Source organism: Picosynechococcus sp. PCC 7002 (assembly GCF_963860125.1).
Lineage (GTDB): Bacteria > Cyanobacteriota > Cyanobacteriia > Cyanobacteriales > MRBY01 > MRBY01.
This window is the reverse complement of record NZ_CAWLFA010000001.1, coordinates 284,300-310,440: the sequence shown is the minus strand read 5'-3', so window position 1 is coordinate 310,440 and position 26,141 is coordinate 284,300. Positions and strand designations below refer to the sequence as shown.

Sequence of the window (26,141 nt, the reverse complement as noted above, 5' to 3'; positions counted from 1 at the left end):
GATTTGCCCCTATGCATTTTTCCCAGCGGTTATCACGGCTTTCGGCAAATGTGTTTGCAGATATGGACCGGGCCAAGGCCAAGGCGGTGGCAGCGGGTCGGGATTTAATTGATCTATCCCTCGGCTCTTCTGATCTCCCTGCTTCAGCGATCGCCACGGAAACCATTGCCCAGGCATTAACCGATCCCCAAACCCACGGGTATGTCCTCCACCGCAATACCCAGGCTTTTCGGGAGGCGATCGCCACTTGGTACACCGAGCGTTATGGGGTTGCCGTTGATCCCGATACTGAAGTCTTGGCGCTGATTGGTTCCCAGGAGGGGACGGCCCACCTGCCACTGGCCTTGCTCGACCCTGGAGACTATGCCCTACTGCCGGATCCGGGTTATCCCTCCTATGCGGGCGGGGTGGCGCTGGCGGGTGGCGAAAGTTACTTTATGCCCCTCACCGCTGAACATCATTTTCTGCCGAAATTTGCGGCGATCCCCCAGGATATTTTGGCGAAAAGTCGCTTAATGATTCTCAGTTATCCCCACAATCCCACGACGGCGATCGCCACGCTCGATTTTTTTCAAGGGGCAGTAGCGTTTTGCCAGGCCCATGATCTGGCGCTGATCCATGATTTTCCCTACAACGACATCTATTTCGCTGGGGAAACGGCACCACCGTCGGTATTACAGGCCGATCCGGAAAAAACCTGTAGCATTGAATTTTTTACCTTTTCAAAGTCCTTTAATATGGGAGGCTTTCGTACTGCCTTTGCGGTGGGGAATGCCCAACTGATTGCAGCCCTACGCCAAATTAAGGCGGTGGTTGATTTTAACCAATACCAAGGGATTCTCAACGGGGCGATCGCCGCTCTCCAACGGGATCAAGCCACCATCGCGGAAAATGTGCGCGTTTACCAAGCCCGCCGGGATGCCCTCGTCGAAGCCCTCAATGACCACGGTTGGTCTGTACCCAAGCCTGGGGCGACCCTCTATGTGTGGGCCAAGTTGCCAAAAGCTTGGTCAGGAACTTCTTTGGAATTTTGTACCCAATTGGTGGCCCAAACGGGCATTGCCCTGTCGCCAGGATCAGGGTTTGGTAAAACAGGGGAAGGCTATGTCCGCTTTGCCCTCGTTCAGGAACCAGCGGTACTGCGGGAAGCCGTGCGCCGGATCCAAACATTTCTTTCGCCACAACCATGACATTGACGCAGGTCTGGGGTTGTCTACTCATTTTTACTTTAATCCCAACCCTCGGTGCAGTTTGTATTTTGCCCTGGGGCGATCGCCATCCCCCTAGGCAACTGTTGGGAGATTGTCTCCTGGGGATAATTGTGGTGCTCTTCACCCGGCATTTTTTCCCGTACCAATCCCCTTGGGAACTCATCAGTCTTTTAGCTTTTATGATGGGCCGCTATTGGCGCACCCAAGATCTGGCTTTTGCGGCGGTGTGGGGAGGCTTGTTACTCCATGATTGGCAGATTACCCCCATTGTCAGTTTTATTGGCTTGGTGGGCTTGACGGTATTTCGGCAAATTCGCCTGGGGATCTGGGCCGTTTTGACTTTGATTTTTGTGGCCCTCACGATCCGCCACGGTACGGTACCGGGCTATTGGGTCGCGGCGATCGCCCTGGGGGGACTCCTGGGCTGGTTAAGTCAACAGACAACAAATAGTCGGCAAGTTTGGCAAATTTTTCGGCCTGAATCCGGCTTTCTCTCCCTCGATCAGCGCCTCAGTAGCCCCCAAGTGGGCCAGGATGCGGCGACCCTCAGCCAATTGAAATATTTGGGTTATCCCGTTTTGCCGGGGTGGGTTCTAAAACCAGGGGATGATTTTAAACGACTGGTTGATTTACTAAAACCCAGTGGCGATCGCCCCTATATGGTGCGTCTCTCCAGCGAAAAAGTCCTTCCCAGATTTCAGATTCCCACGGAGCAACTCACCAGCCCAGAAGCCTTGGAAGTTGCCCTGGTGAATGGCTTTAGTCAAACGGCAGTGGGGAAACAAGCACTGCTGGTGCAAGCCCAACCCACCGTGCAATGGTCTGGCATTACCTACAGTCGCCCACCGCTCCCCTACAAGCGCCAGGATCCCCTCACAGAAGTTGTCCGAGATTTTATTACGCCGCTCGTGATTGGGGAAGGCCAATTTTTGCTGTACTACGGATTGGATTCACCCCAACCCCTGGGCGGGAAACCCTACGCTAACCATCCTCCCTTGGATATTTTGCAGGAAGTGGCCCACCTCAGCCGTCAGTTGGAACATCAACAGGGGAGTCCCCAGGCCCTGGAATGGTGTTTTACGGGCCAGGATATTTGGATTTTGCGGGTGCGGCCCATCTATCATCTCCATCCGGTCTGGACGAGGGAAGAAATTGCGAGCCATTTCCCCAAACCATTGTCGCCTTTGAGCGCCTCCCTGTTGGAAGTCACAGCTCCAGGGGCGATCGCCAGTATCTATGATGCCCTGTGGGAAGGGCGCGAAAATCTCCAGAACATCGCCTTGATTTCCCATCATCGGGGATATAGCTATCTCAATCGCAGCTTTTGGGAGCGGGTCTGCCGCCGGGAAAATTTTGAATTTAGCGACCTCCAATCCCGGCTGGGGTGTCTGCTGTTTAGCTTTCGCCATCCTCTGTTTTGTTACCGCTATTTGCGTTGGGATTGGCAATGGTACCCAGAGTTTCAGCAGGAGGCAGAGCGCCTTTGTTACCCTCTGCTAAAAACGATCAAAATGATCAGCCGCAATGATCTTTCGACCCTCAGCCTGGCGGATTTGGTGCAAAATGTCGAGCAAATTACAGAGATACTGGAACTCCTGCTTGGCTATTGGCTCCGGGGCGAGGTGATCCTCTGGCGTCGCCGTTTGACCACGGGGCTGTCCCATTTTCTGCCACCGCTCCCCCCCAAATTCCAAGCCCTCAATCAGTTGGCCGTGGATATCCGGGGGATCCTCCGCACCACAGGGGAACCACGCCAGGGGGTCGTTGAACCCTTTACACGGGCGGCTTTATTTGCCCAACTCGCAGAGCTACCCGATGGTGAACATTTGTTTGGTCGTTTAAATCAGTGGCTGAAGGAGCATGGGGATGGGGCAGATTTCCCTTGGGAGTTGGCCCAGCGGCGCTGGCGAGAAGATTCGGGGACGATCCGCCAACAATTAACGGATTTAGTGAACCAGCCGCGCACCGCCATTTCTCCCCTTGACCTTAGCTCCGCCCAGCGCCAACTCCAGCAGATCTACCGTCAACAGGAAGCGGTGAGAGGGCTTTGTGAAACGTTCTTGGCTCAGTTGCGCTGGCATTTTTTGGCGATCGCCCAGATTTGGCAAAACCAAGGTTATCTAGAGCAGCCCCAGGATATTTTTTGGCTCAAGCTCCCGGAGGTAAAGGCCTTAATTAATGCCCCCCAATCCCAGGAGTTTTCCCGCCTCCAGCTCAAAATTCAATATCGGCGATCGCAAATGAATCTAAACCAAGAGCAGGGGCTTCCCCCAGAGATTATCTACGGTCAATTGACCACGAAAGAAGATGTTTCGAGTAGTTGTTTTTTACAAAAACTCCAGGGTCAAGCGGTGAGTAGTGGCTCGGTGATTGGCCGTGTCCATCGCTGTTTACCTGGGGAAAGGGTCATGTCCTGGAGTCCCAATGATATTTTGGTGACCACTTACATTGATGAACATTTTCTAGAGCATCTCAAGGAGGTCAGCGGCATTATCACAACCCAGGGGGGCATGCTCTCCCAGGGAGCAAGTTTGGCCCGCCAACACCAAATTCCGATGGTTGCTAATGTCGCCATGGCCCTTGAGCTTCTCCAACCAGGCCAATGGGTACGCCTCGACGGTCGCCTGGGTCAGGTGGAACTTTTAGATCCAGAAGCCCTGTCTACGGATGCGAATTAGTTGCCCACGTAGCAGGTTACAATCGCTGAAGTTTTTTACTTAAAATACTCCAATTTGCCCATGTCGCCCCTTGATTCTGTTCGTCGTTGGTACTACAGCTATGAGAAATTCCCAAAAACCACGGGGATCATTTCGGCGATCGCCTTGGGTCTCCTGGGGGGACTCGCTTTTTTTTGGCACCTTGGCGCTGTGGGCCTCGTGGATGAAACGGAACCCATGTTTGCGGATGCGGCCCGACGGATGTTAGCCACAGGGGATTGGATTACGCCCTATTACAACGATGCCACCCGCTTTGATAAGCCGCCCCTGGTGTATTGGCTGATGGCGATCGCCTACAAAATTGTTGGGGTGAATGCCTGGGGGGCCAGATTACCCTCTGCCTTTGCGGCCCTTGGTTTAATGGTCTTAGTCTTTGTGGTACTGCGTCAGTTTGGTTTTGGCACAACAACGGCGGCCCAAAGTCCTGAAGCTCCTAATACCCAACGCAAACTCTGGCTGGCAGCTTGGATCGGCAGTAGCTTAATCGCCTTGAACTTACAAACCATTGTCTGGGCGCGGCAGGGGGTCTCCGATATGCTCCTTAATGGCTGCTTTAGTGGGGGCTTGATTTGTTTTTTCTATGGTTATGGTAGCGGCGGACAGCCGATCAATCGCTGGTTACCCAATAGCTGGTACATGGCGGCTTACGCGTTATTTGCCTGTGCAGTCTTGACCAAAGGGCCGGTGGGGATCGTAGTGCCGGGACTTGTGATCATGCTCTTTTTGCTCTATGTCGGCAAGTTTCGCGAGGTACTGCTGGGGGAAGCGAAACCCTTGACTGGGGCTTTGATCTTCACGGCGATCGCCTTACCTTGGTTTGTCCTGGTGACCCTCCGCAATGGCCAAGCGTACATTGATAGTTTTTTTGGTTACCACAATTTTGATCGGTTTACGGGGGTGGTCAATGGCCACGATGCTCCCTGGTATTTTTATTTTCCAGTGGTATTGGTGGGGTTTTTGCCCTGGTCTGTGTATCTACCAGCGGCGATCGCCCGACTCAAGTTACATCGTCCGGCCCGTTGGCGGCAGGAAGCGCGTTCTACCCACCTTGCCGTCTTTGCAAGCATTTGGTTTGGGGTGATTTTTGGCTTCTTTACCATCGCCGTCACCAAACTACCGAGTTATACGATTCCCCTCTTGCCCGCCGCCGCAATTTTGGTGGCGTTGTTTCTCAGCCATGTTATTGAAACGCCCCGGCAACCCTCGACAGGATTCCGTTGGAGTGCGATCGCCAATGTGGGGCTGTTGCTGATTCTCAGCGGGTTTATGATCTATAGTCCCCAAGTCATTGGTTATGATCCTGCGGCCCCGGATCTGGCTACGACCTATGCCCAATCAAACCTTGCTTGGTGGGGCTTTGGGATTTGGCTCCTGGGGGCGGTTGTTCTTGCGGTTTGTGTGTGGCGATCGCGCCTGGGGATCTGGCTAGCTAATGGGGCGATTATGGTGGCATTTATTGTCCTTGTTTTACTGCCTGCCAGCACCTTGCTAGATCAAGCTCGCCAAGCCAGTCTCCGGGAAATTGCCGATACCATTACAGCCCAGCAGCGGCCTGACGAAACAGTGATGATGGTGGGTTTTGAAAAGCCGAGCCTCGTCTTCTATACAGGCCAAGATATTCTCTTTCTTGACGATGATAAAGAAGAGGAACTCGCCGCCATCGACAGCACCTTAACCCAGGCCAATTCTTCTTTTCTGTTGGTGGTGCGCACATCCACCCGTCCAGAACTTCCCCTCGGGGACAAAACCCTTGATCTCCTCCTGGAAAGATCGCCCTACGAACTGTTGCGGGTACAAAAATAATGCTGGCGCTAAATTTCCGGTAAAATCTCAGCCTATTTTGACAAAAGATGTTACCGTAACCCCAAGCAAGCAAAAAAATTAAGCTTATCTTTATAATTGTCCCATTATTAAAAGAAAGCTATCCTTTAACTTAAGCTTATTTCGATGTTGGTCGGTCTACTTTGGTTTCTAAACTCTCCCTTTATCTAGTTACACCTCCTGGTTTTCAACCCGGAAAAATTGAAGCTCAATTGATAGGCGATCGCTATCAGATCAAGCTCCTTGACTATGGCCAAAAATTCCTGGCATTTCTTGAGGCAAATAAAGAACAAATTGACTGCCTTGTAGTTGTTCAAGGAAAAGAAAACCAAGACTATTTTGAGTGCTTAACTCAGAGTGGAATTTTACTCCCCTGTGTCTTTCTTGGGCCGACCACCGCCTGTGAAATTTCCCAAGAAGATGTCTCCGAGCAGCTTTACCATAGTGCCGAAAAATACCTGGATTTTGCCAATCTCGAAAACTTATCGTTGACCATCGACCAGGCGATCGCCCAATTTTTGCACCTCGCCCCAAGCTGTGCCCTGAGCGACAAACCCCAAGATCCCCACCACAGCGATCCCGATAAAACCCACCAAGCTTTTTTACTGTTACAACAGCGCCGTCTCGCCGAAAAATTACGGGAACGATTAGGCTATCTCGGCGTTTATTACAAGCGCAATCCCAAATATTTTTATCGCAGTCTTTCCCCCGAAGAACAGCAAGAATTTCGGGAACAATTTGTCGCCGATTATCGCGATATTGTCCTAAGCTACTTCAGTGGCGATCTCCCCACAAATCAAGCCATTGATCAATTTGTCAATCAGGCTTTTTTTGCCGATGTTTCTGTCTCTTATATCCTCGAAACTCACATGAAGTTAATGGACGAATTCGCCCAACAGCTCAAACTTGAAGGGAGAAGCGAAGAAATCCTCCTAGACTATCGCCTTACCCTCATCGATATCGTCGCCCACTTGTGTGAAATGTATCGCCGTTCTATCCCCCGTGAAGATCTACCTTTTGAACTTCTATTTCGGATAGACTAGGATGAAATCATTCCCCTCCACGACGCCTAGCACCTAACCCTATTCCTACCCACATCAGCCTTGTTTATGAACCTCCTAAAGAAAACTTATGTTTTAAAGCTTTATGTGGCTGGCAATACCCCCAACTCTGTCCGCGCCCTCAAAACCTTAAAAAATATTTTAGAAACCGACTTTAAAGGGGTCTATGCCCTAAAAGTAATTGATGTCCTCCAAAACCCCCAACTAGCCGAAGAAGATAAGATTTTGGCGACACCAACCCTCTCCAAAGTGCTTCCACCCCCCGTCCGTAAGATCATCGGTGACCTCTCCGACCGAGAAAAAGTATTGATCGGTCTCGATCTCCTTTACGAAGAGTTTTTAGAACGGGAAGAAGAGCTTTAAGAACAGGAGCACTTTCTAGTAGGATAAAGCCATTTGATTTCGTATACTTCCTTCGTCTTGTTGGGTCATCAGGCTATGCCGTCCAAAAAGATGGCGTTTCAAGCGCTTGCTCTCCCTGCATTAGGACAACCCTAGTTAAATCTCTTCATTTTTTTATTTATATCTCCAGTCCCTAAGTCGTAATGAATCAGCCCACCTCCTCTAATAACGGTGCCATCAAAGGCGTCCAAAAAATCCGCACCCTCATTGAAGGTCTCGATGAGATTAGTCATGGTGGTTTACCCTCCGGCAGAACAACCCTAGTGAGTGGTACTTCGGGGACTGGGAAGACCTTATTGGCAATCCAATTTCTCTACCATGGCATCAAGCATTTCGATTACCCAGGGCTTTTTGTCACTTTTGAAGAATCCCCCCGAGACATTATTCAGAACGCCCATAGTTTCGGCTGGGATCTCCAAAGTCTCGTTGATGAAGGTAAGTTATTTATCCTAGATGCCTCCCCCGATCCCGATGGTCAGGAAGTGGTGGGTAACTTTGATCTATCTGCTTTGATTGAACGGATTCAATACGCGATTCGCAAATACAATGCCAAGCTTGTTTCCATTGACTCGGTGACAGCGGTTTTTCAACAATATGATGCCGCCCCCGTCGTCCGCCGGGAAATTTTTCGCCTGGTTGCGCGATTGAAACACCTTGCGGTCACTTCAATCATGACCACGGAAAGACTGGATGAATATGGTCCTGTGGCCCGCTTTGGGGTCGAAGAATTTGTCTCAGATAACGTGGTGATCCTGCGGAATGTCCTAGAAGGGGAACGGCGGCGACGCACCATTGAAATCCTTAAGCTGCGGGGAACAACCCACATGAAGGGGGAATATCCCTTCACGATCACCAACGACGGGATCAATATTTTCCCACTGGGGGCAATGCGTCTGACCCAGCGGTCTTCTAATGCACGGATTTCTTCTGGAGTGGAAACCCTGGATAAGATGTGCGGCGGCGGTTTCTTTAAAGATTCGATCATCCTAGCCACGGGAGCCACAGGTACTGGAAAGACTTTACTCGTAAGTAAGTTCCTCGAAGAAGGTTGTCGGCGCGGCGAACGGGCGATCCTGTTTGCCTATGAAGAGTCCCGGGCACAGTTATCGCGCAATGCCTCTTCCTGGGGGATTGATTTTGAGGAGATGGAACGCAAAGGGTTGCTCAAGTTACTCTGTTCCTATCCAGAGTCGGCGGGCCTGGAGGATCACTTACAGATGATTAAGTCAGAAATTTCTGAATTTAAGCCGTCCCGAATTGCGATTGACTCACTATCAGCGTTAGCGCGGGGCGTGACCAATAATGCGTTCCGCCAATTTGTGATTGGGGTAACGGGCTACGCGAAACAGGAAGAGATCACGGGCTTCTTTACGAATACAACGGATCAGTTTATGGGGGCCCACTCGATTACGGAATCCCACATTTCGACGATTACGGACACGATTTTGATGCTGCAATATGTCGAGATTCGTGGCGAGATGTCCCGGGCGATCAACGTCTTTAAGATGCGGGGATCTTGGCATGACAAGGGCATTCGGGAATACACCATCAGTGAAGGTGGGGCAGCGATTAAGGATTCTTTCCGAAACTACGAACGGATTATTAGTGGTTCGCCGACCCGGATTGCCGTGGATGAGAAGTCGGAGTTGTCACGGATTATGCGGGGTGTACAGGATAAGACCTTGCCGGAGTAACCTCTACCCTTCGGGTATCTCTCCCAAGGGAGAATATTTTTGGGGGAGAAGAGGCGATCGCCTCTTTCTTTTCACGCAGATTTAATCCCGACTATTTTTATCGGGTATGATTGACGACAGTTTTGGAACTGTTTACTATGGCTTTCAATTAAGCATTCAGCATTCATGGAAACGGAGAAAACCCTAATGACGCAAGCAACCCTTGATACCGCCGTCGCCTCCCTCGACACCGCCAACTTCACCGCCCTCGCCTGTAAGGAATGTGGCGCTGAGTACGAACCCAAAGCCCTCCACGTGTGTGAGTTTTGCTTTGGCCCCCTCGAAGTGAAGTATGACTACGAGAAAATCGCCAGCAAAGTGAGCCGTGAAAGCATCGAAGCTGGCCCCAAGTCCATCTGGCGCTACAAAGAATTTTTGCCCGTTGCCGGAGAACCCATTGATGTGGGCACTGGCTTTACGCCCCTCCTCAAAGCGAACCGTTTGGCCCGTCGTCTCGGCATCAAGGAGCTTTACATTAAAAATGACGCGGTGAATATGCCCACCTTGAGTTTCAAGGATCGGGTGGTATCCGTTGCCCTGACCCGCGCCCGCGAATTAGGTTTCTCGACTGTTTCCTGTGCCAGCACTGGTAATTTGGCAAACTCCACTGCGGCGATCGCCGCCCATGCCGGATTAGACTGTTGCGTCTTTATCCCCTCCGATCTCGAAGCTGGGAAAGTCCTCGGCACGCTGATCTACAATCCCATTCTGATGGCCGTTCACGGCAACTATGACCAGGTGAACCGCCTCTGTTCTGAAGTTGCCAACTCCCACGGCTGGGGCTTTGTGAATATCAACCTCCGCCCCTACTACTCCGAAGGTTCTAAGACCCTCGGCTATGAAGTCATCGAACAACTTGGCTGGGAACTCCCCGACCACGTGGTTGCGCCCCTGGCTTCCGGTTCCCTCTTCACCAAGATCTATAAAGGCTTTAATGAATTCGTCAAAGTCGGTCTTGTTGAAGATAAAGCGGTTCGTTTCAGCGGTGCCCAAGCTGAAGGTTGCTCTCCCATTTCTCAAGCCTACAAAGAAGGCCGTGACTTTATTACTCCTGTGAAGCCCAACACGATCGCCAAGTCCATTGCGATTGGCAACCCTGCTGATGGTGTCTACGCCGTAGAAATCGCCAACAAGACCAACGGCAACATTGAAGACGTCACCGATGCTGAAATTGTTGACGGCATCAAACTCCTTGCTGAAACCGAAGGCATTTTCACCGAAACTGCTGGTGGCACCACCATTGCCGTTTTGAAAAAACTCGTAGAAGCAGGCAAGATCAACCCCGACGAGAAGACAGTCGTCTACATCACTGGGAACGGCCTCAAGACCCAAGAAGCAGTACAAAATGCTGCTGGTGAACCCCTCACCATCGAAGCCAACCTCGAAAGTTTCGAGCAGGCTCTTGATCGTGCCCGCACCCTCGAGCGTCTAGAGTGGCAGCAAACTTTGGTATAGTTGCTGTTCTAAATTGGGTCTTTTCTCATTGTCACTGCACGGTAGATCTGACCCAATCCCTGTTCCTTATCGTTTAGTTATTAGAAAAATTTGTCTGACTCAAAATGGCAATTAAAGTTTTAGTTCCAACTCCCCTCCAAAAGTTTACGAAGGATCAGCCCACCGTTGAATGCGCTGGTTCTTCCATTAAAGAATTGCTCGATTCCCTAGAAGCAAACTGCCCCGGCATTAAGGCTCGCCTCTGTGATGAACAGGGCAATCCTCGACGCTTTTTAAACCTCTACGTCAATGAAGAAGATATCCGTTTTCTGAACGGTGTCGATACTGCTCTCAATGACGGTGATGAGGTCAGCATTGTACCCGCTGTGGCAGGGGGCTAAAGTTTCGAGTAATAACCATGAATGCTTTTGTACGGGGGAAGAATACTTCCCTCGTTTTTTTATTTTTTGATTTGTTGATGACATTTGATTCGATCAAAAATAGGCTGATTTTTAGCTGACTTCATAAGCAAAAGTTGACCTTGAAATTAAAAATTGATCTCATAAAAAAGCCATGAATGCAAGAACGTCATGATATATTTAAATAATTGCATGGAGCAAAGTTATTAAAATCCAGCAATCCTATCGATCTTGATTGGAAGTTTTATGTCATCATTTCCCCGGCGGGCATCTATTCGATTAAAAAAACGTTCTAATACAGCAATTTTGAGGCGGTGGCGACGCAAATTTTATACGCTGCAACAGAGCCGTAGACATCAACCCAGCTTCTCCCGACAACACATTGGCTTATCATTTTTAGGCAGTTTTATTGGTATTTCGACCCTGGCTTACATCTCGGTTTATAGTTCCTATCCTTTGATTGCGGCTCCCTTTGGGGCCACGGCCGTGCTGGTATTTGGGGTGCCGGAGAGTCCATTAGCCCAGCCCCGCAACGTAATTGTGGGGAATGTAATTGGGGCTTGCAGTTGTGTGGTGTTATTTCATTTGTTCGGGGATGCTCCCTGGGTCATGGGTTTGGCGGTGGCAGTGACGATTAAGCTCATGCAACTGACCCGAACCGTCCATCCGCCTTCGGGGGCTGTGGCCTTAATTGGTATTTTGAGTCATGCGTCTTGGCAATTTATTTTGACGCCTGCTTTATGCGGTTCTGTGTTGATTGTGTGGTTGACGGTAATTTTTAGTCGTGTGGTGCCGGGACGTCCTTATCCAAAGCACTGGCTTTAGGTTGAACTTTAAAAAACGCTACTTTTGTTAGGCGAATGAGGGTTAGAGTTCGTTGAAAATGACGACGGATGTTTGGATTTGGCTCGAAATTTTTGTGGTGACATCGCCCACAGCTAGGCCTCCGGCGGTACGGTAACGGGTAGAGTGCAGAATGACAAGATCGAAGTCTTTGGCGTCATGGAGAATTGCCTTGGCCACGTCGTGGTAACGGATGATCCGAATCTGCATTTTGGTGGTGATTCCGGCATTTTGCAGGGCATTTTCTAGGTCGGCTTTGAGCAAATTGCGTTGGTCTTTGGTCATCCAGGTTTCGCACACATGGAAGACGGTGACTTCGGCTTGGTTGGCGATCGCCAAAAGTTCTGCAAATTGAACTATCTGTAAATTTTGGGCCGAAATTCCCTTGAAGGGCACCATAATCCGCCGCAAATTTTTCGGGTCATCCAGCAGACGCACCACCGCCACCGGGCAATGGGCAGACCAACAGACATTGTGAATTAAAGTCCCCAGGAGCCTTGCTTTGAGACCCTCGGTTTTTCCCCAGCCCATCAAAATTAAGTTGGCATTTTCTTCCCGGGCCACGCGACTGATCCCGGCGGCCACATCGTCATCGATGCGAATTTTTGGTTGCATTGTAATTTGCAGTTGCTCCCCCTGGGCGATCGCCTCTTGGAGTAAGCTTTGACTCCGGTCGATCCCCGTCATCACTGCCGGATCATCCATGTGGGCGTGGCCCGTCACAATCGACACAGGCATCACAACCCCTTGACGAATGCGGGTTAAAAGCCCTGCCGCTTCGAGTAAATAATCCTTGGTGCTGGGATTAGCAATGGGTACAACAATTTTGAACCGATCCGTCGATGGCGACACCTTAACCGTTGTCAGGGCAATATCCTTGCCACTACTGGGTAATAAACGACCAAAACGACGGGTTAACACCGGCCCCAGCATCGAAGTGACTAGCATCAGCACAATCACCGCATTAAATACTGATTCGCTGATCAGTCCCACCCGGAAACCAACCAAGGCCGCCGCCAGGGTTGCCGCCACCTGGGGGATCGACAACGACCACATCGTGAGGGTTTCGGCCCAGCTATAACGATAAATCTGTTTGGCGATCGCCGCCGCGATAAATTTAGACAACAACAACCCACCCACAATCGAAAACGTGAGGGGAAACTCATAGAGCAAATTATTAATAAATGCCGGAATATCGAGCAATAACCCCATCCCCACAAAGAAGAATGGAATAAATAGCGTACTGCCGACAAATTCGATTTTTTCCTCTACCGGGCTTTTGCCGACCACATCATTGACCGCTAAACCCGCCAAAAAAGCCCCCACAATTTTATCCACATTGATCACCTGGGCCCCCACTGACGCGAGAAAGACAGCCAGCAAAATAAATAGAAATTGATTGCCCTCTTCATCCCCATTGCGCTGGAAAAATTCTCGACCAAGCCAGGACAGACCGAAGAGTACCAAAGCTCCGTAGCCCACCAATAACGCCAGTTGCAAGACCAAAGAAGCCGTAGAAAAATCGCCCTGGTGAATCGACACACAGATCGCCAGCACCAAAAGAGCCGCAATGTCCGTAAAAATCGTCGCGCCAATCGTGACCGTTACACTCTCATTATTGAGAATCCCCAAACGGTTAATAATTGGGTAACCCAGCAACGTATGGGAAGCCAATAAAGATCCAATAAGAATTGCCGCATTCCAACCAAAATCGAAACTTAGGCCGACCACCGTTCCCATCGTTAACGGCACAATAAATGTCAGAAAACCAAAGCCAATGGAGCGATCTTGGGTTTTCCGAAACTCCGCCAAATTAATTTCCAATCCGGCCACAAACATCAGGTAAATTTTGCCCACTTCCGAGAACAAAACCATGGTTTCACTCTCTGAGTCGAGGAGACCGAGGGCGTTTTCACCAAGGATAATCCCTGCAAAGAGTAAGCCCACCAAACCAGGTAAATTCAGCCGTTCAAAAATAGGGGGAATGGTCAGAGAGACCAACAGCAGCAGAATAAACGTAAAAATCGGATTTTCTGTGATGTATTGGATCGATTCGGCAACCATGGCAGTCCGAGAAAAAGGCTAGCCTCCCAGTGTAGCGGAAGAAGTTTATAACGAAAATAAATTGTCGATTTTATGGCAAAAACAGGGAATTTTGGCCCTTAAGCTTGCTCAAATTTCCCTACAGAGAGAAAAGGGCATCGCCGCTTTTAGGCCCAGGAAACGTTAAACTTGAAATAAATTGTTACATTTCAGAAAAATCCAAATTATGGCTGCAACCGTTGAAATTTATACTTGGAGCACCTGTCCTTTTTGTATCCGGGCCAAGCATCTCCTCGACAGTAAACAAGTGGAATATACAGAGTATTGCATTGATGGCGATCGCCAAGCGCGGGAGGCCATGACAGAACGGGCCAATGGCCGCAGTAGCCTCCCCCAGGTTTTTATTAACGATCAGCACGTGGGTGGTTGCGATGATCTCCATGAACTAGAGTACCAAGGCAAACTCGACGATCTCCTGATGCAGGCAGCTTAAATTTGGCCAGCACTGATTTTTCAAACCCTCGGTTTCGGTCTGGGGGTTTTTGTTTGGCTATTTTTGAATGTTCTGGCTCGTTAGCTCTGGATAACCGGCTTTGATCAGGGCTTCATCCCGAATCCGGCAGGAGTCACATAAGCCGCAGGGATGTTCTCCCCCTTGGTAACAAGACCAGGTTGCGGCGATGGGAACGCCCAACTTTACGGCCTTTTGGATAATTTCTACTTTGGTGTCAAGCACAAGGGGCGCAACCAATTGGGGTGCGTGACCTTCAATGCCAACTTTGGAAGAGAGATCCGCTAACTTCTGGTAGGCGGCGAGATATTCGGGGCGACAGTCAGGATAACCGGAATAGTCTACGGCATTGATCCCCAGGTAGATCGCTTCGGCTTGTTTTGCTTCAGCGAGAGAAAGGGCGATCGCCAAAAATACTGTATTACGACCGGGGACATAGGTCGAGGGAATATCTCCTGTCTGGACACCACTTTGGGGAATCGCTTGGTTAACGTCGGTTAGGGAAGAGCCGCCCCACTGGGACAAATTCACATCCATGATGAAATGCTCGGTGATCCCTAAATGTTCGGCAATTTTCTGGGCGGCGACCAATTCCCGGCTATGTTTTTGACCATAGCGAAAGGAAAGGGCAAACACTTCATAGCCATCGGCGATCGCCTGGGCGGCACTGGTAGCCGAATCCAAGCCACCGGAGAGTAAAACAACAGCCCGTTTCATCTAGCGCACCCCCAAAAACTTATGGGTTTGCAGACCGAGACGCCATTCAGGATGGGCCAGGATATAGTCGAAAATGAGACTCTGGCTGGCGGGATTTTCCCATTGGGGTTGGAGATATTTGGGAATATTTGCGGCAATTTTTTGGACTTGGGATTCCGCCCACTGGAAATCGGTGGCTTGATCGATCACGACTTTTAATTCACTGACATGATCGTAAATTTCCGGCAATGGCGCTTTAAAGGGTTTTGGCGAAAGGGTCAGCCAATCAAAGTGACCGTTGAGGGGATGGGCACCGGAGGTTTCTAGGTGGAGGGGAATCCCCGTTTCTTTTAAACCCGTCGTCAAAGGATAGAGGTCGTGCATCAAAGGTTCCCCCCCCGTAATGACAATGATCTTCGGCTGGGCAGTTTGTACTTGCTCTTTTAATTGACCAACGGAAACTTGGGGATGACGTTTCGGATTCCAGGAAATTTTGGTGTCGCACCAGGGGCAACCCACATCACAACCGGCGAGGCGAATAAAAAAAGCTGCGGTGCCGCACCAAAAGCCTTCCCCCTGGATGGAATGGAACGTTTCTACAATGGGGTAGGTGAAGGAGGCAATATCTAAAAAATCAGCGGAGTCAAGCAAGGGTCGCGGTACGGTACGAAGGGCCATGGCCTTGGGCAACAAAAAATAACACAGGGTTACTACTGTATTCTAAAAGGCGATCGCCTGTCTCCGGGGCAAAATCCAGAGATCCCCTAGGAGATGCGATAAAGTAAGAATTTGCCTGCCGATTCTGTTTTGTGCGCCGTCACCATGGTTAAACCTGCCTCCACCGATACCACCGCTATTTTTCGCATCCTCGATGCCAACCTTGACCGAGCTAGGGAGGGACTGCGCATTGTTGAAGAATGGTTTCGATTTGGCCTGAACCATGCTGAACTGGCCGCCCGTTGCAAGGAAATGCGCCAAACCCTGGCCCAATGGCACCACGACGAATTGCGCGCCGCACGGGATACCCCCAACGATGTAGGCACCAGCCTCAGCCATCCCCAGGAAGAAACTCGCACCGACCTCAACCATTTACTCCGGGCCAATCTTTGTCGGGTCGAAGAAGCGCTCCGGGTGCTCGAAGAATACGCCAAACTCTACAAAACAGAGATGGCGATCGCCTGTAAACAGATGCGGTATCAGGTCTATACCCTCGAAAGTCAACTCTTTAGCCCCCAACTCAAACAACGTCTCGAAAAAGCACGACTTTATTTGGTGACTTCTCCCCACGAAGAACTGTTGGCAGTGACCGAAGCGGCCCTCCAGGGGGGCGTTGAAATCGTCCAATACCGCGACAAAGAAACCCCCGATGAACAGCGTTTTGCCAATGCGATCGCCCTGAAAAAATTATGCGATCGCTACCATGCTCTATTTCTCGTCAATGACCGTGTGGATCTTGCCCTAGCTGTGGATGCCGACGGCGTTCACCTCGGCCAAACGGATTTACCCATTGCCACTGCCCGCCAACTCATTGGCCCCGATAAAATTATTGGCCGTTCCACCACCAATCCCCAGGAACTCGAAAAAGCATTGAGAGAAGGGGCGGATTATGTCGGCGTTGGCCCCGTGTACGAAACCCCCACCAAACCAGGGAAAGCCGCTGCGGGTCACAGTTATGTCAGCTATGCCAGGGAAACTTGTCCTGTACCCTGGTTTGCCATCGGGAGCATTGACACCGAAAATCTCGGCGAGGTTCTGGCAGCTGGAGCCGAACGGGTTGCAGTGGTGCGGGCGTTGATGCAGAGTGCAGAGCCAACCCTGACAGCCCAGTTTTTTGCAGCCCAATTACACCGCCAACAAACCCTACAAAACCTTGAGGAGGCCACTGCATAAAATGATCGATGTTTGGGTGAATGGTGAACTAAAAACCATTGCAAGTGAACTATCTCTACCCCGCTGTCTTGAGCAATTGGGCATGAATCCACGCCTTGTGGCAGTGGAATATAACGGCGAAATTTTGCACCGTCAGCGGTGGGAGCATACCTTGATTCAAGCAGGCGATCGCCTAGAAATTGTCACCATTGTTGGTGGTGGCTGAGGCTGAAACCGTTACACTACAAAGCAACACACCTTCAACTCCTTGAGCGAAAAATGAGTCAAACCGTAAACTGTGCCGTTGAGTGCGTCAATGGTTGCATCCTAGGGGAAGACTGCCCCAACAAAGAATATGCGGCCCAAGCCAGCGAATTTGTGCAGACCGTCTCCATCGACAAAATGCACGAAATCGCCGAAGCAGCGCGCCTCAAGAAAATGATGGAACCCCCCAAATGGGTAATCCCCGACGAAATTTAGACTGCTTTTACCTTGGTTTTCCGGTTGAATCATGACCCAAACCATCGATCATGATTTGTTGTTTAAGGAGTTGCTGACGACCTTTTTCTGGGATTTTCTCGCCCTTTTTGCGCCGGAAATCCTCGAAACAGCCGAGCAGAACTCCTTAACTTTTCTTACCCAAGAAGTTTTCAATGACCTACCTGGCCAAACGCGTCGCAATGTAGATATTGTGGCGAAACTTCACTTTCGCGGCCAAGAGACTTGTTTTCTCGTACACGTTGAAAATCAAGCAACCTCCCAAGCAGATTTTGCGGAACGGATGTTTCTCTATTTTGCGCGGTTGTACGAAAAGTATCGTTTACCCATTTACCCCATTGCCTTATTTTCTTACCGCTCTCCCCAGAGGCTAGAACCGGAAACTTTTTCGGTGGCGTTTCCTTCCAAGGAAATTCTCAGTTTTTCTTTCCAGACTATTCAATTGAACCGCTTGCCGTGGCGCGATTTTCTCCGCCAACCAAATCCCGTTGCCGCCGCTCTGATGGCAAAGATGAACTTTAGCTCAGAGGAACGCCCAAAGGTCAAGTTAGAATGTTTACGGATGATTGTGACGCTTCGTTTAGATTCGGCCAGAATTCATTTGTTGTCGGGTTTTGTGGATACCTATCTGAGGTTAAATATGGCAGAACAGCAGGTCTTTGAGCAGGAACTACACCGAATTCAGCCCCAGGAGGAAGCCCAGGTACTGCGAATTGTCACGTCTTGGATGGAAGAAGGTCTACAGCAAGGCCGCCAGGAAGGACGACAGGAGGAGGCTTGCAAGTTGATTTTGCGATTTGTTCAGCAACGCTTCCCGGAGCAAGTTTCAGGATTCGCCCCACAAATCCAGGCCCTGAATCTAACTCAACTGGATGCCCTAAGCGATCGCCTATTTGGGTTTGAGTCAGCCGCAGAGTTAGAAACTTGGCTGCGGGAAAATCCCACCGAGGGCAACCCTACCTAACTACCGAGAATAAACAAACTCAATAGAGTGCCGCTGTTCCACAAACTATGGAGAAGCATCGGTGCCAGCAAGTTGCGGGATTTAACATAAACGAATCCCAAAATAATGCCCAGGGTCATCAAGGGTAGAACTTCCGACAAACTCATATGGGCGATCGCAAACAAAAACGCACTGAGAATAATGCTGCCCCACACTGGGACATAGCGGGTTAGAGAAGGTAATAGAAAACCTCGGAACATAATTTCCTCAAAAAGGGGAGCCATCACCGAGGCCGTCAAAAAGAAAATCGTTAAAGCCACCTGATCCTGGGCTTTGAGGGCGAGAAACAAAATCGGATTACTGCCCCCCTGACCCTGCCAAATTTGTTGATTGAGTAGGGAAACGAGTAACACCAGCGGCAAGGCCACCATGTAGCCTCCAAATCCCCATACCGTCCAGTTATCCAGCCATTTCACCTGAAACCAGCCCTGGGGGAGGGGCCGAAATTCCCAAACCGAAGCCGCTAGAACGATTAAACCAGCGATCGCCATCAGTGAATAGGTGATGAGGGTATAAACAGCTTTTTCACGGACTGTCCAAGCGGTGGCATCGATGCTAAAGGCCTGGAGGGCGATGGGTAAAGCAAGGGGCAAAATAATTTGACCGACGAGAAAGAAGCCGACGATAAAAACTTGCCAGATAATTTCTCCATTCCAGGGGGTGTTCCAAGTCGCTTGATCATCAATGTGCAAAAGGGCTGCTTCCTGCTTCCGGAAAGCTTGAACGCCCAAAAAGATGAGAAAACCCAAGCCAAAAAGACCCACACTAAAGGGCAAGACGGTAATGACCGTTAATTTTAAAAAAGCCCGTTGCGCATTCTGTTGTATTTGTTGCTGGAGTTGCTGTTGTGCCGGACGATTGTCTTGAATTTGGTATAGCTTTTGGAGATTTTGTTGCTCGAACCAGGTTTCAAGCTCTGTTTGAGTTAAAGCGTTTGGGTCGGTGGGAGCTTGGGAGTTAAGCCAGAGGGGCGCTAAAGTTTGGGCCAAACCATCAGATTCTTCTCCGGAAATGGCTTCCCATCGCTGTTGTGCTTGTTCGAGCTTGCCGCGACTGGCATACAAAATTCCGAGTCTGAGCTGGAGTTCATCGATTAAAGTGGCGGTTTCGGCGATCGCCTTTTTGGTCGCCTGGGTTTGAGCAGCGCTTGTTTCTGTGGAGTCTGTGAGGAGTTTTTGGCGGGCTTCACTACTACTGAGCACTTTTTTATACTGGGCGATCGCACTACTGTAGGGATCTTGGCCCGTCAGTTGGGTCACGAGGGTGGCGATCGCCTCAGGGGAGGTAGTAGCCGTAGAATTGGGATCGTACTCTGCGGCCTGAAGCACCAAGTTGGTTTGATACAGTTCGAGGCGGCCCTGGATCTGCGGTTCCTGGAAACTGGCCCACAACGAAGACAGGAGCGGCACCAGGGTAATAATCGTCAACAGAATTAAAATTACGCGCTTCACGTTAGCTACCCGCACAAAAACAGTGGATCTAGCCTAGCCTGTTGTTTCTCACGGAATCAATCTTTAACGGTGGATAATTTCCCTGGCTGACTATGGTGAATGAAATCTGATTAAACTTGCTGCCAAATTTTGATCGTGCCATCGGAACCGCCCGCCGCGAGGGTACGCCCATCGGCAGTGAGGGCTAGGGACAGCAAACGCACATGATCTTCTTGGTCTGGGGTGTTGAAATTTAACGTCGTCAAAGGCTCAGTGATGCCTAACTGCCAAATTTTAATCGTGCCATCGACGCTACTGCTCAGGAGAAAATGACCTTGACGACTAAAGAGAAGCTGAGTAATCGGCTTTTCGTGGGCTTCGAGGGTGAAGCAAGGCACAGTTTCTGGTAAAACCTCTAGATGATTGAGATCCACTTGCCACAGATGGATCAGGCCATGTTCGCCAGCAGAAGCAAACAATTTACCATCGGTGCGGATGGCGATCGCCGCAATGGCTGCGGGGGGATCATTTTTTAAACTACCGAGTAAGCGATGATCCGTGGTGCGCCAAAACTTGAGGATGCCTTCTGTGCCACCGCTGATAAAGAGGTTTTCTTGGGGGGCCAGGGCGATCGCCTGAATCTGATCGTTGAGATCAAGGGTTTGTTGATAAACGCTACCAGCCTGAAGTTGCCACTGGCGCAGGGTCTGATCATGACTCCCGGTGATGAGTGTTTGTTGGCCAGTCAAAGCCATGGCATAAACGGCCCCTTGGTGTCCCTCCAGGGATTTTTGGAGCGTGAGTTGGGGCACCGCTTGGCTTTGATCGAGGTGCCAAAGGTTAACTTCCGGTGAAAAACTACTACTGGCGATCGCCAATGTTTCTATTTGTTCTGTCTCCGCCTTGGCTCCGGTCACAGGGGGGATGAATGCTAGATTTAAAAGACCCTGTTCGTGGGCGGTCACTTGGGAAATTTGCTTTTGATCGTCTACGCGCCAGAGTTTCAACTGATGATCCCAACTGCCACTCGCGAGAAATTTTTGATCGGCACTAAAGGCTAAAGCACTCACACAATCTCGGTGGGCTGGGATAGTAGCGACTAACTGCCATTGCTGCTTGGGTTGCGGTGCTGCGGGTGGTTCTGGAGCGGGGAGTGTTTCCGTGGCCCAAGGATCGGCGATCGCCTCTGGTTTTAGATCATCGGCAACTGCTTGGGCGATGGCTGGAGATTTTGCGGCTGGGGTAGGTTGCTGCCGTAAAAATTCCTGTTCTAAATTCGTGAGTCGTTCATCCAAGACAGCTTCATTGAGATACTGCACCACATTGGTTAGGGCTTTTTCTAAACTGCGCAGATAGGTTTGCATTTCTCCATCTGTTTCGATTTGGGCCAGGCTGGCATTGATTTGGCTCACTTGGCGAATTTGTTCAGTGAGGGGTTGCAGTTGCCCTTGAAACTGACCTTGTAAACGTTGCTCAAGGCTGCGCACCATGCCCAGGATTTGTCGCCGCTGGTGTCGTTGATGGGCAATGCGGTTAAAAAAATTTAGCCCTAGGGTGATCCAGAGCAGGAATATGACTAATGAAGCTGTCGAATTACCGTCGCCTTGAATCACATCCCAGATCCACGCCAAGAAAACCAGCAGCAGCAAACCCAATTCTGCAAATTCCAACCATTGCTGCTTTTTCCCCATCAAAACATGACCCTCCTCACGGGTGCGTTCGCCTTATCATAACCTCAACATCATGCGGGCGATATTAAAGTAAATCAAAACCCCAATCACGTCCACCGCCGTTGTAATAAAGGGTGCCGACATTAGGGCCGGGTCTAACCCTAGGTATCGAAACAAAAATGGTAGCGAGGAGCCAGCCACCGATGCCAGCACGGCGATCGCCACCAAACTGATCCCCACCGAAATGGCCACCGCCAGATTTCCCTGGAGAAAGTAGGCCCAAACAATCACCACAATCCCCAGGATCGCCCCTAATAATGCCCCGGCGATCGCCTCCCGTCCGACTACCTTCGCTGGCCCCAGATCGTTCAAATCTTCCGTATTCAAACCCCGAATTACCACCGTCGAAGACTGCGCCCCTACGTTTCCCCCAGTCCCCGTCAAAAGCGGAATAAATGCCGCCAAAATTACCACCTGTTCCAAGAGCGACTGCTGGGAGCTAATAATCCAGCCCGTAAAGGTATTCGTAATCAGCAACACAAACAACCACACAACCCGCTGCCTGGCCACCGTCCACAGATTCATCTGGAAATAATTATCACCATCCGTTTGCAGCCCCCCCAACGCATAGATATCTTCCGTGGCTTCCCGTTCAATAATGTCGATTACATCGTCCACCGTAACGACCCCCACCAGACGATCTTCTCGATCCACCACAGGTAAAGCGAGTAGGTCATACCGTTGAATCGTTCGCGCCACTTCCTCTTGGTCAGTATCTGTGTGAACCGAGACCACATCCCTGGTCATAATCTCTGACAACGGTAAATCCGGCTCTGAAACAACGAGATCCCGTAGGGAGACAATGCCTACCAGTTGCCGGGACGCGTTAGTGACATAGAGGTAGTAGATAATTTCCGATTTGCTGGCCTGTTGCCGAATCCGCTCGATGGTTTCTGAAACGGTAAAGGTTTCTTTGAGGGAAATATACTCCGGGGTCATTACCCGGCCAGCGGTATCTTCCTCGTAACCAAGCAAAAGATTTGTCGCCTGTCTCTCCTCGGGGCTGAGCTGCTCCAGGAGCTGCCGGACAACCTTCGCGGGCAATTCATCGAAAAGACGCACCCGGTCATCGGGGGACATTTGGTCAACGACTTCCCGCACTTCCTGGCGCTTAAATTTTTGAATGAGGGCCTGCTGCACCGATGAATCTAGATATTCATAGACTTCGATGGCCTCCGCTTTAGAAAGCAGGCGGAAAGCAATGACCTGCATCGATTCTGGTAAATCTTCGATCGCTTCGGCAATGTCAACGGGTTGTACGGGCACAAGTAGCGATTTAGCCCCTTGCAAATTATTCGATTCCAGCAAAAGCAACAATTGGCTTCGGACCAACTGGCGCAGCTCAGTATGTTTAGCGGATGTAGTCATCTTGATGGATCGTTTTGCCTCGGAATGTGCGGCCAACAACAGCCTGGGTACCCAGAACAAAGCTTAAAGGAAGGGTGACTCTGCGATTATCTAAGTAAAAGTGCTCAGGCTATCAAAAAAAGGAGAAAGCGCTTCATAAAACTTTATTTATTCTACAAAACAAGTGCCCCCCAAAACTTGTGTTTATTTTTTTGACTGTGCTAGCCTAGTATTGTTGGGAATCAAAAGAATTCGAAAGTACTCGGTTACGGTTTTGTCTCGTTTGGTATTGTGTTTGGTTACGACAGTATTGACAGAAAATCTCCCCGCCCGATACGACTACGAACTCTCCTTCCCCGATGCACAGATTAAGTCATCTTTAAGGAGACAATTTTTATGTCAATTTATGTTGGAAACCTGGACTACGCCGTAGAAGAAGACGATCTTCGTGAAGTCTTTAATGACTACGGTAAAGTAAAACGCGTTTATCTTCCGGTAGACCGTGAAACCCAAAGAAAGCGTGGCTTTGGCTTTGTGGAAATGTCTAACGATGAAGAAGAAGATAAGGCGATTGAAGCCCTCGATGGTGCTAGCTGGATGGGCCGCGACATGAAGGTCAATAAAGCAAGACCCCGCACCAACAGCCGCTAAATATCACCTCTGCGTTGGCATGGGATGTAATTTCTAAAAAACGACCCATGCTTCCAAACAACATGAATTAAATTCAGTGAGGCCACTAGTTTTGTATCTAGTGGTTTTTTTAATTGCCATGATTCGGGAGCAGCAACAAAAAAACTCCCCAGACTTTCCGAGGGAGTTTTTTGGCGATCGCCTAGGCTGTTCCGGGAATTACACAGTAATTGCAGCTTTTTGGTTGAGTCGATCCAGTTGGCGCGTCAGGAGACTGAGGAATAACCCCACATCGGTGACTACACCGACGGATTCTACCGAGCCGCGATCGCTTAGTTTTGTGACTACCGCAGGATTAATATCGACACAGACCATCTTCACCCCGGCAGGAGTCATATTGCCGACGCCAATGGAATGGAGCATCGTCGAAAGCATCAAAACCATATTGGTGCCTTCTAGCAAGCGAGCATATTCTTCCTGGGCGCGAATCAGATCCATTTCTGTATCGGGGAGAGGGCCATCATCACGAATAGATCCGGCTAAACAGAAGGGCACATTATTTTGGACGCATTCATACATTACCCCCTTTGTAATGAGCCCCTGGGCCACGGCATTGGCGATACTGCCACAGCGACGAATAGTATTAATTACCTTGAGGTGGTGACGGTGTCCCCCACGCACGGGAACGCCTTTATTCATATCAACGCCGAGGGAAGTACCCATCATTGATTGTTCAATGTCGTGGACGGCGATCGCATTCCCACCGAGCAAAGTATGGACATAGCCCTGGCGAATTAAATTGGCGAGATGTTGCGCCCCCCCGGTATGGATCACCACTGGCCCAGCCGTGACCGCAACTTTTCCACCCTGGGCACGGATTTTATGGAGTTCCCAGGCAATTTGCTCAACGACCAATTCCACACGGCGTTCACTCGAAACCCCGGCCCCCATGAAGCTAAATTCTTGTTTTTCGGCACTGGGGCGAGCGGTGGTTTTATGGTTGGTGCGAATCCCGTCGATGCCCACAACAACTTTTTCTCCCACCTGGAGATCCCGCAACAGACGACAGCGGGCATGAATAGTGCCGTTGCTCTCACTAATGGCGATCGCCCCGTCCATCCGTTGGTGGGTCACCTTAACCCATTGGCCTTTAATCCTGACCTCCGTGGGATAGATATTCGTGACATAAAAATCATCGGGGGCGACTCCCATTTGCTTCACGGTTTCTAGGTGTGCATCCTGAATATCTTCTGCCGAAGCACTGATCGCGCCCATTTCAATAAGGGCGGACATAATGTCCTCCATGGTGGTGGGAGAGGGTGCGGATACCCGTACATTGGCCGATGACGTATTTTTTCGCTCGATGCCGAGGTTGAAATTTAATACTTTTGCACTGCCGCCCTGTTCATTGATTAAATCCAAGGCTTGGTTCAAAATGCCCGCATCGAGGAGGTGCCCTTCGAGGTGAATAATCCGACTATCCACCGGAGCATTGGCTTGGGCAGTTTCTTGAATCGGTTCTGTGGTTTTTAGGGTTAAACATTTTGCAGCTCCCCCTGCCTTGAGAAATTCCGTGAGGGACGTTTGCCGCACCTGAAAGCCCTTGGTGGCGATCGCCGTTTCGAGTTCTGGGCTGATTTTATTCATGATGATCACATCATCGACATTGACCGCATTGCAGGCAAAGTTCACCGCATCCGGCTCGGGGACAACAATACGTTTTTCCGCCGGAATCCGCCGCTCAATTAGGGCATTGGAGTACGTATCAAAGGCAGGGGGATAGTAGAGGAGATAGCCGCCGCTGAGGGGACAGAAGCAAGTATCGAGGTGATAAAAGCGGGGATCGATCAGGCGTAGGGATAAAACTTCCACATCGAGCCACTGGGCAATGTAGGCGTGGGAGTCGAGTTCAGAGCGAAAACCATAACCGGCCCACAACGCTCCAGAATCCCGGTCAAAGAGGGCATCCCCTGCCCCTTCAAAGGGCAAATCCTGGGGCAGCTCATAGACCTGGAAACCATTTTCCGCAAACCATTGCTTAAAGTAGGGTTCTTCCCCTTGGCGCTCTGGGTGATAGAAACGACTGAGAATCGCTTTTTGACCCAAGACTAGGCCGGCATTGGCCGTAAAAACCATATCTGGCCAGCCCTGGGCAGGGGGCACGAGGTCAACAACGGCATATTCTTTGATGATTTGATGTAGGGCCTGCCACTGTTCAATGGCTTGAGCTTGGGACGATTTGTGGACGTTTCCTTCCATCCAAGGGTTAATGACATAGTCCACCTCGTAATGGTCGGGAGCACACATCAAAATTCGGGTTGGGTTGGTCATGGTCAATTTAAAAGCTGAATGGTTTAGGACTAATCATGCAACGGGAAAAGCGGGCGAATTGTATTGATCGGTACGGTACAAAACCCTGTTTTCTGTGGCGCGAGTTTAATTCTATGGGGTCGCTATAACCACGGCAAATTAAGTTTTTCGAGTTTTTAGGCTTTGGGGGCGATCGCCTTGTTTTTATATTGGTAAATGCTGACAAAAACGCCTTGGATACTGGCAATATTTGACGATTTTGTTGGCCTTTAAAGGATTATTTTGTCATGAAAATTTGACATAAAACTGTAGCGGCGATCGCCTTTGGGCCAGGGCCGAGATGTTAATTTATATATCAAAACCTTGAAAAGGACTTTTATTCAGGGAAATTTAAGGGTAAGCACCCCCCTAATATTTTTCAGGAGAGTCGCCA

The 26,141-nt window shown here is 50.1% G+C and carries 22 protein-coding genes; 15 read left to right on the top strand and 7 right to left on the bottom strand.

Annotated features, from left to right (window positions below; all coding sequences use genetic code 11):
* Positions 1-11 precede the first annotated feature (11 nt).
* The 9 genes from AACQ84_RS01470 to AACQ84_RS01430 all read left to right on the top strand — a co-directional run bounded on the left by AACQ84_RS01470 (position 12) and on the right by AACQ84_RS01430 (position 11,623).
* A complete protein-coding gene (locus AACQ84_RS01470; protein WP_012305926.1) occupies positions 12-1,190 on the top strand; it encodes an LL-diaminopimelate aminotransferase in 1,179 nt (392 codons plus the stop codon).
* Positions 1,187-3,889 (top strand): PEP-utilizing enzyme, encoded by a 2,703-nt coding sequence (locus AACQ84_RS01465; protein ID WP_012305925.1) that lies wholly within the window; start codon positions 1,187-1,189, stop codon positions 3,887-3,889. Before AACQ84_RS01470 ends, AACQ84_RS01465 begins: the two co-directional genes overlap by 4 nt.
* A 60-nt stretch (positions 3,890-3,949) precedes the next feature.
* Positions 3,950-5,731 (top strand): ArnT family glycosyltransferase, encoded by a 1,782-nt coding sequence (locus AACQ84_RS01460; RefSeq protein WP_012305924.1) that lies wholly within the window; start codon positions 3,950-3,952, stop codon positions 5,729-5,731.
* Between the two features lie 161 nt (positions 5,732-5,892).
* Positions 5,893-6,792, top strand: a complete 900-nt coding sequence (locus AACQ84_RS01455) for a circadian clock protein KaiA (protein WP_012305923.1) — start codon at positions 5,893-5,895, stop codon at positions 6,790-6,792.
* Positions 6,793-6,858: 66 nt separating this feature from the next.
* Entirely contained in the window at positions 6,859-7,173 is a 315-nt protein-coding gene (gene kaiB, locus AACQ84_RS01450) for a circadian clock protein KaiB (RefSeq protein WP_030006078.1), read from the top strand.
* 182 nt (positions 7,174-7,355) lie between these two features.
* Complete coding sequence (kaiC, locus tag AACQ84_RS01445) at positions 7,356-8,906, top strand: circadian clock protein KaiC (protein WP_012305921.1); 1,551 nt, start codon at positions 7,356-7,358, stop codon at positions 8,904-8,906.
* A 186-nt stretch (positions 8,907-9,092) separates the two neighbouring features.
* Positions 9,093-10,400 (top strand): threonine synthase, encoded by a 1,308-nt coding sequence (thrC, locus tag AACQ84_RS01440; protein WP_012305920.1) that lies wholly within the window; start codon positions 9,093-9,095, stop codon positions 10,398-10,400.
* Positions 10,401-10,504: 104 nt separating this feature from the next.
* The gene (locus tag AACQ84_RS01435) at positions 10,505-10,780 is read left to right on the top strand and encodes a MoaD/ThiS family protein (protein WP_012305919.1); all 276 of its coding nucleotides are present in this window, start codon (positions 10,505-10,507) and stop codon (positions 10,778-10,780) included.
* A gap of 264 nt (positions 10,781-11,044) precedes the next feature.
* The gene (locus tag AACQ84_RS01430) at positions 11,045-11,623 is read left to right on the top strand and encodes an HPP family protein (RefSeq protein ID WP_012305918.1); all 579 of its coding nucleotides are present in this window, start codon (positions 11,045-11,047) and stop codon (positions 11,621-11,623) included.
* Positions 11,624-11,665: 42 nt separating this feature from the next.
* On the opposite strand, the gene AACQ84_RS01425 is transcribed toward AACQ84_RS01430, so the two are convergent.
* On the bottom strand, positions 11,666-13,705 hold the full coding sequence (locus AACQ84_RS01425) for a cation:proton antiporter domain-containing protein (RefSeq protein WP_012305917.1): 2,040 nt from the start codon (positions 13,703-13,705) through the stop codon (positions 11,666-11,668).
* Positions 13,706-13,910: 205 nt separating this feature from the next.
* On the opposite strand from AACQ84_RS01425, the gene grxC reads away from it, so the two are divergent.
* The gene (gene grxC, locus AACQ84_RS01420) at positions 13,911-14,177 is read left to right on the top strand and encodes a glutaredoxin 3 (RefSeq protein WP_012305916.1); all 267 of its coding nucleotides are present in this window, start codon (positions 13,911-13,913) and stop codon (positions 14,175-14,177) included.
* 57 nt (positions 14,178-14,234) lie between these two features.
* On the opposite strand, the gene queC is transcribed toward grxC, so the two are convergent.
* Together queC and AACQ84_RS01410 are read right to left on the bottom strand one after the other, a co-directional pair.
* Positions 14,235-14,912, bottom strand: a complete 678-nt coding sequence (gene queC / locus AACQ84_RS01415; RefSeq protein ID WP_012305915.1) for a 7-cyano-7-deazaguanine synthase QueC — start codon at positions 14,910-14,912, stop codon at positions 14,235-14,237.
* Positions 14,913-15,569, bottom strand: a complete 657-nt coding sequence (locus AACQ84_RS01410; RefSeq protein WP_012305914.1) for a 7-carboxy-7-deazaguanine synthase QueE — start codon at positions 15,567-15,569, stop codon at positions 14,913-14,915. It lies immediately after the preceding gene.
* 144 nt (positions 15,570-15,713) lie between these two features.
* On the opposite strand from AACQ84_RS01410, the gene AACQ84_RS01405 reads away from it, so the two are divergent.
* The 4 genes from AACQ84_RS01405 to AACQ84_RS01390 are packed head-to-tail and all read left to right on the top strand — an operon-like array spanning position 15,714 to position 18,222.
* Positions 15,714-16,781: a thiamine phosphate synthase gene (locus AACQ84_RS01405; protein ID WP_012305913.1), complete on the top strand. Its 1,068-nt coding sequence runs from the start codon at positions 15,714-15,716 to the stop codon at positions 16,779-16,781.
* Between the two features lies 1 nt (position 16,782).
* Positions 16,783-16,986, top strand: a complete 204-nt coding sequence (gene thiS, locus AACQ84_RS01400; protein ID WP_012305912.1) for a sulfur carrier protein ThiS — start codon at positions 16,783-16,785, stop codon at positions 16,984-16,986.
* Between the two features lie 53 nt (positions 16,987-17,039).
* Complete coding sequence (locus AACQ84_RS01395) at positions 17,040-17,240, top strand: hypothetical protein (RefSeq protein WP_012305911.1); 201 nt, start codon at positions 17,040-17,042, stop codon at positions 17,238-17,240.
* 31 nt (positions 17,241-17,271) lie between these two features.
* Complete coding sequence (locus tag AACQ84_RS01390; RefSeq protein WP_012305910.1) at positions 17,272-18,222, top strand: DUF4351 domain-containing protein; 951 nt, start codon at positions 17,272-17,274, stop codon at positions 18,220-18,222.
* On the opposite strand, the gene AACQ84_RS01385 is transcribed toward AACQ84_RS01390, so the two are convergent.
* The 3 genes from AACQ84_RS01385 to mgtE form a co-directional block, all read right to left on the bottom strand.
* A complete protein-coding gene (locus AACQ84_RS01385) occupies positions 18,219-19,712 on the bottom strand; it encodes a type II CAAX endopeptidase family protein (protein WP_143589374.1) in 1,494 nt (497 codons plus the stop codon). The two genes, AACQ84_RS01390 and AACQ84_RS01385, sit on opposite strands and share 4 nt — an antisense overlap.
* Before the next feature lie 110 nt (positions 19,713-19,822).
* Positions 19,823-21,382: a WD40 repeat domain-containing protein gene (locus AACQ84_RS01380; RefSeq protein WP_012305908.1), complete on the bottom strand. Its 1,560-nt coding sequence runs from the start codon at positions 21,380-21,382 to the stop codon at positions 19,823-19,825.
* A gap of 36 nt (positions 21,383-21,418) precedes the next feature.
* Positions 21,419-22,789 (bottom strand): magnesium transporter, encoded by a 1,371-nt coding sequence (gene mgtE / locus AACQ84_RS01375; protein ID WP_012305907.1) that lies wholly within the window; start codon positions 22,787-22,789, stop codon positions 21,419-21,421.
* A gap of 375 nt (positions 22,790-23,164) precedes the next feature.
* Between mgtE and AACQ84_RS01370 the strand changes: the two genes are divergently transcribed.
* Positions 23,165-23,419, top strand: coding sequence for an RNA recognition motif domain-containing protein (locus tag AACQ84_RS01370; protein ID WP_012305906.1), 255 nt, complete (start codon positions 23,165-23,167; stop codon positions 23,417-23,419).
* 198 nt (positions 23,420-23,617) lie between these two features.
* On the opposite strand, the gene argZ is transcribed toward AACQ84_RS01370, so the two are convergent.
* Positions 23,618-25,729 carry a bifunctional arginine dihydrolase/ornithine cyclodeaminase gene (gene argZ / locus AACQ84_RS01365; RefSeq protein WP_012305905.1) on the bottom strand — a complete coding sequence of 704 codons (2,112 nt, stop codon included), beginning with the start codon at positions 25,727-25,729 and terminating at the stop codon, positions 23,618-23,620.
* Positions 25,730-26,141: the final 412 nt, after the last annotated feature.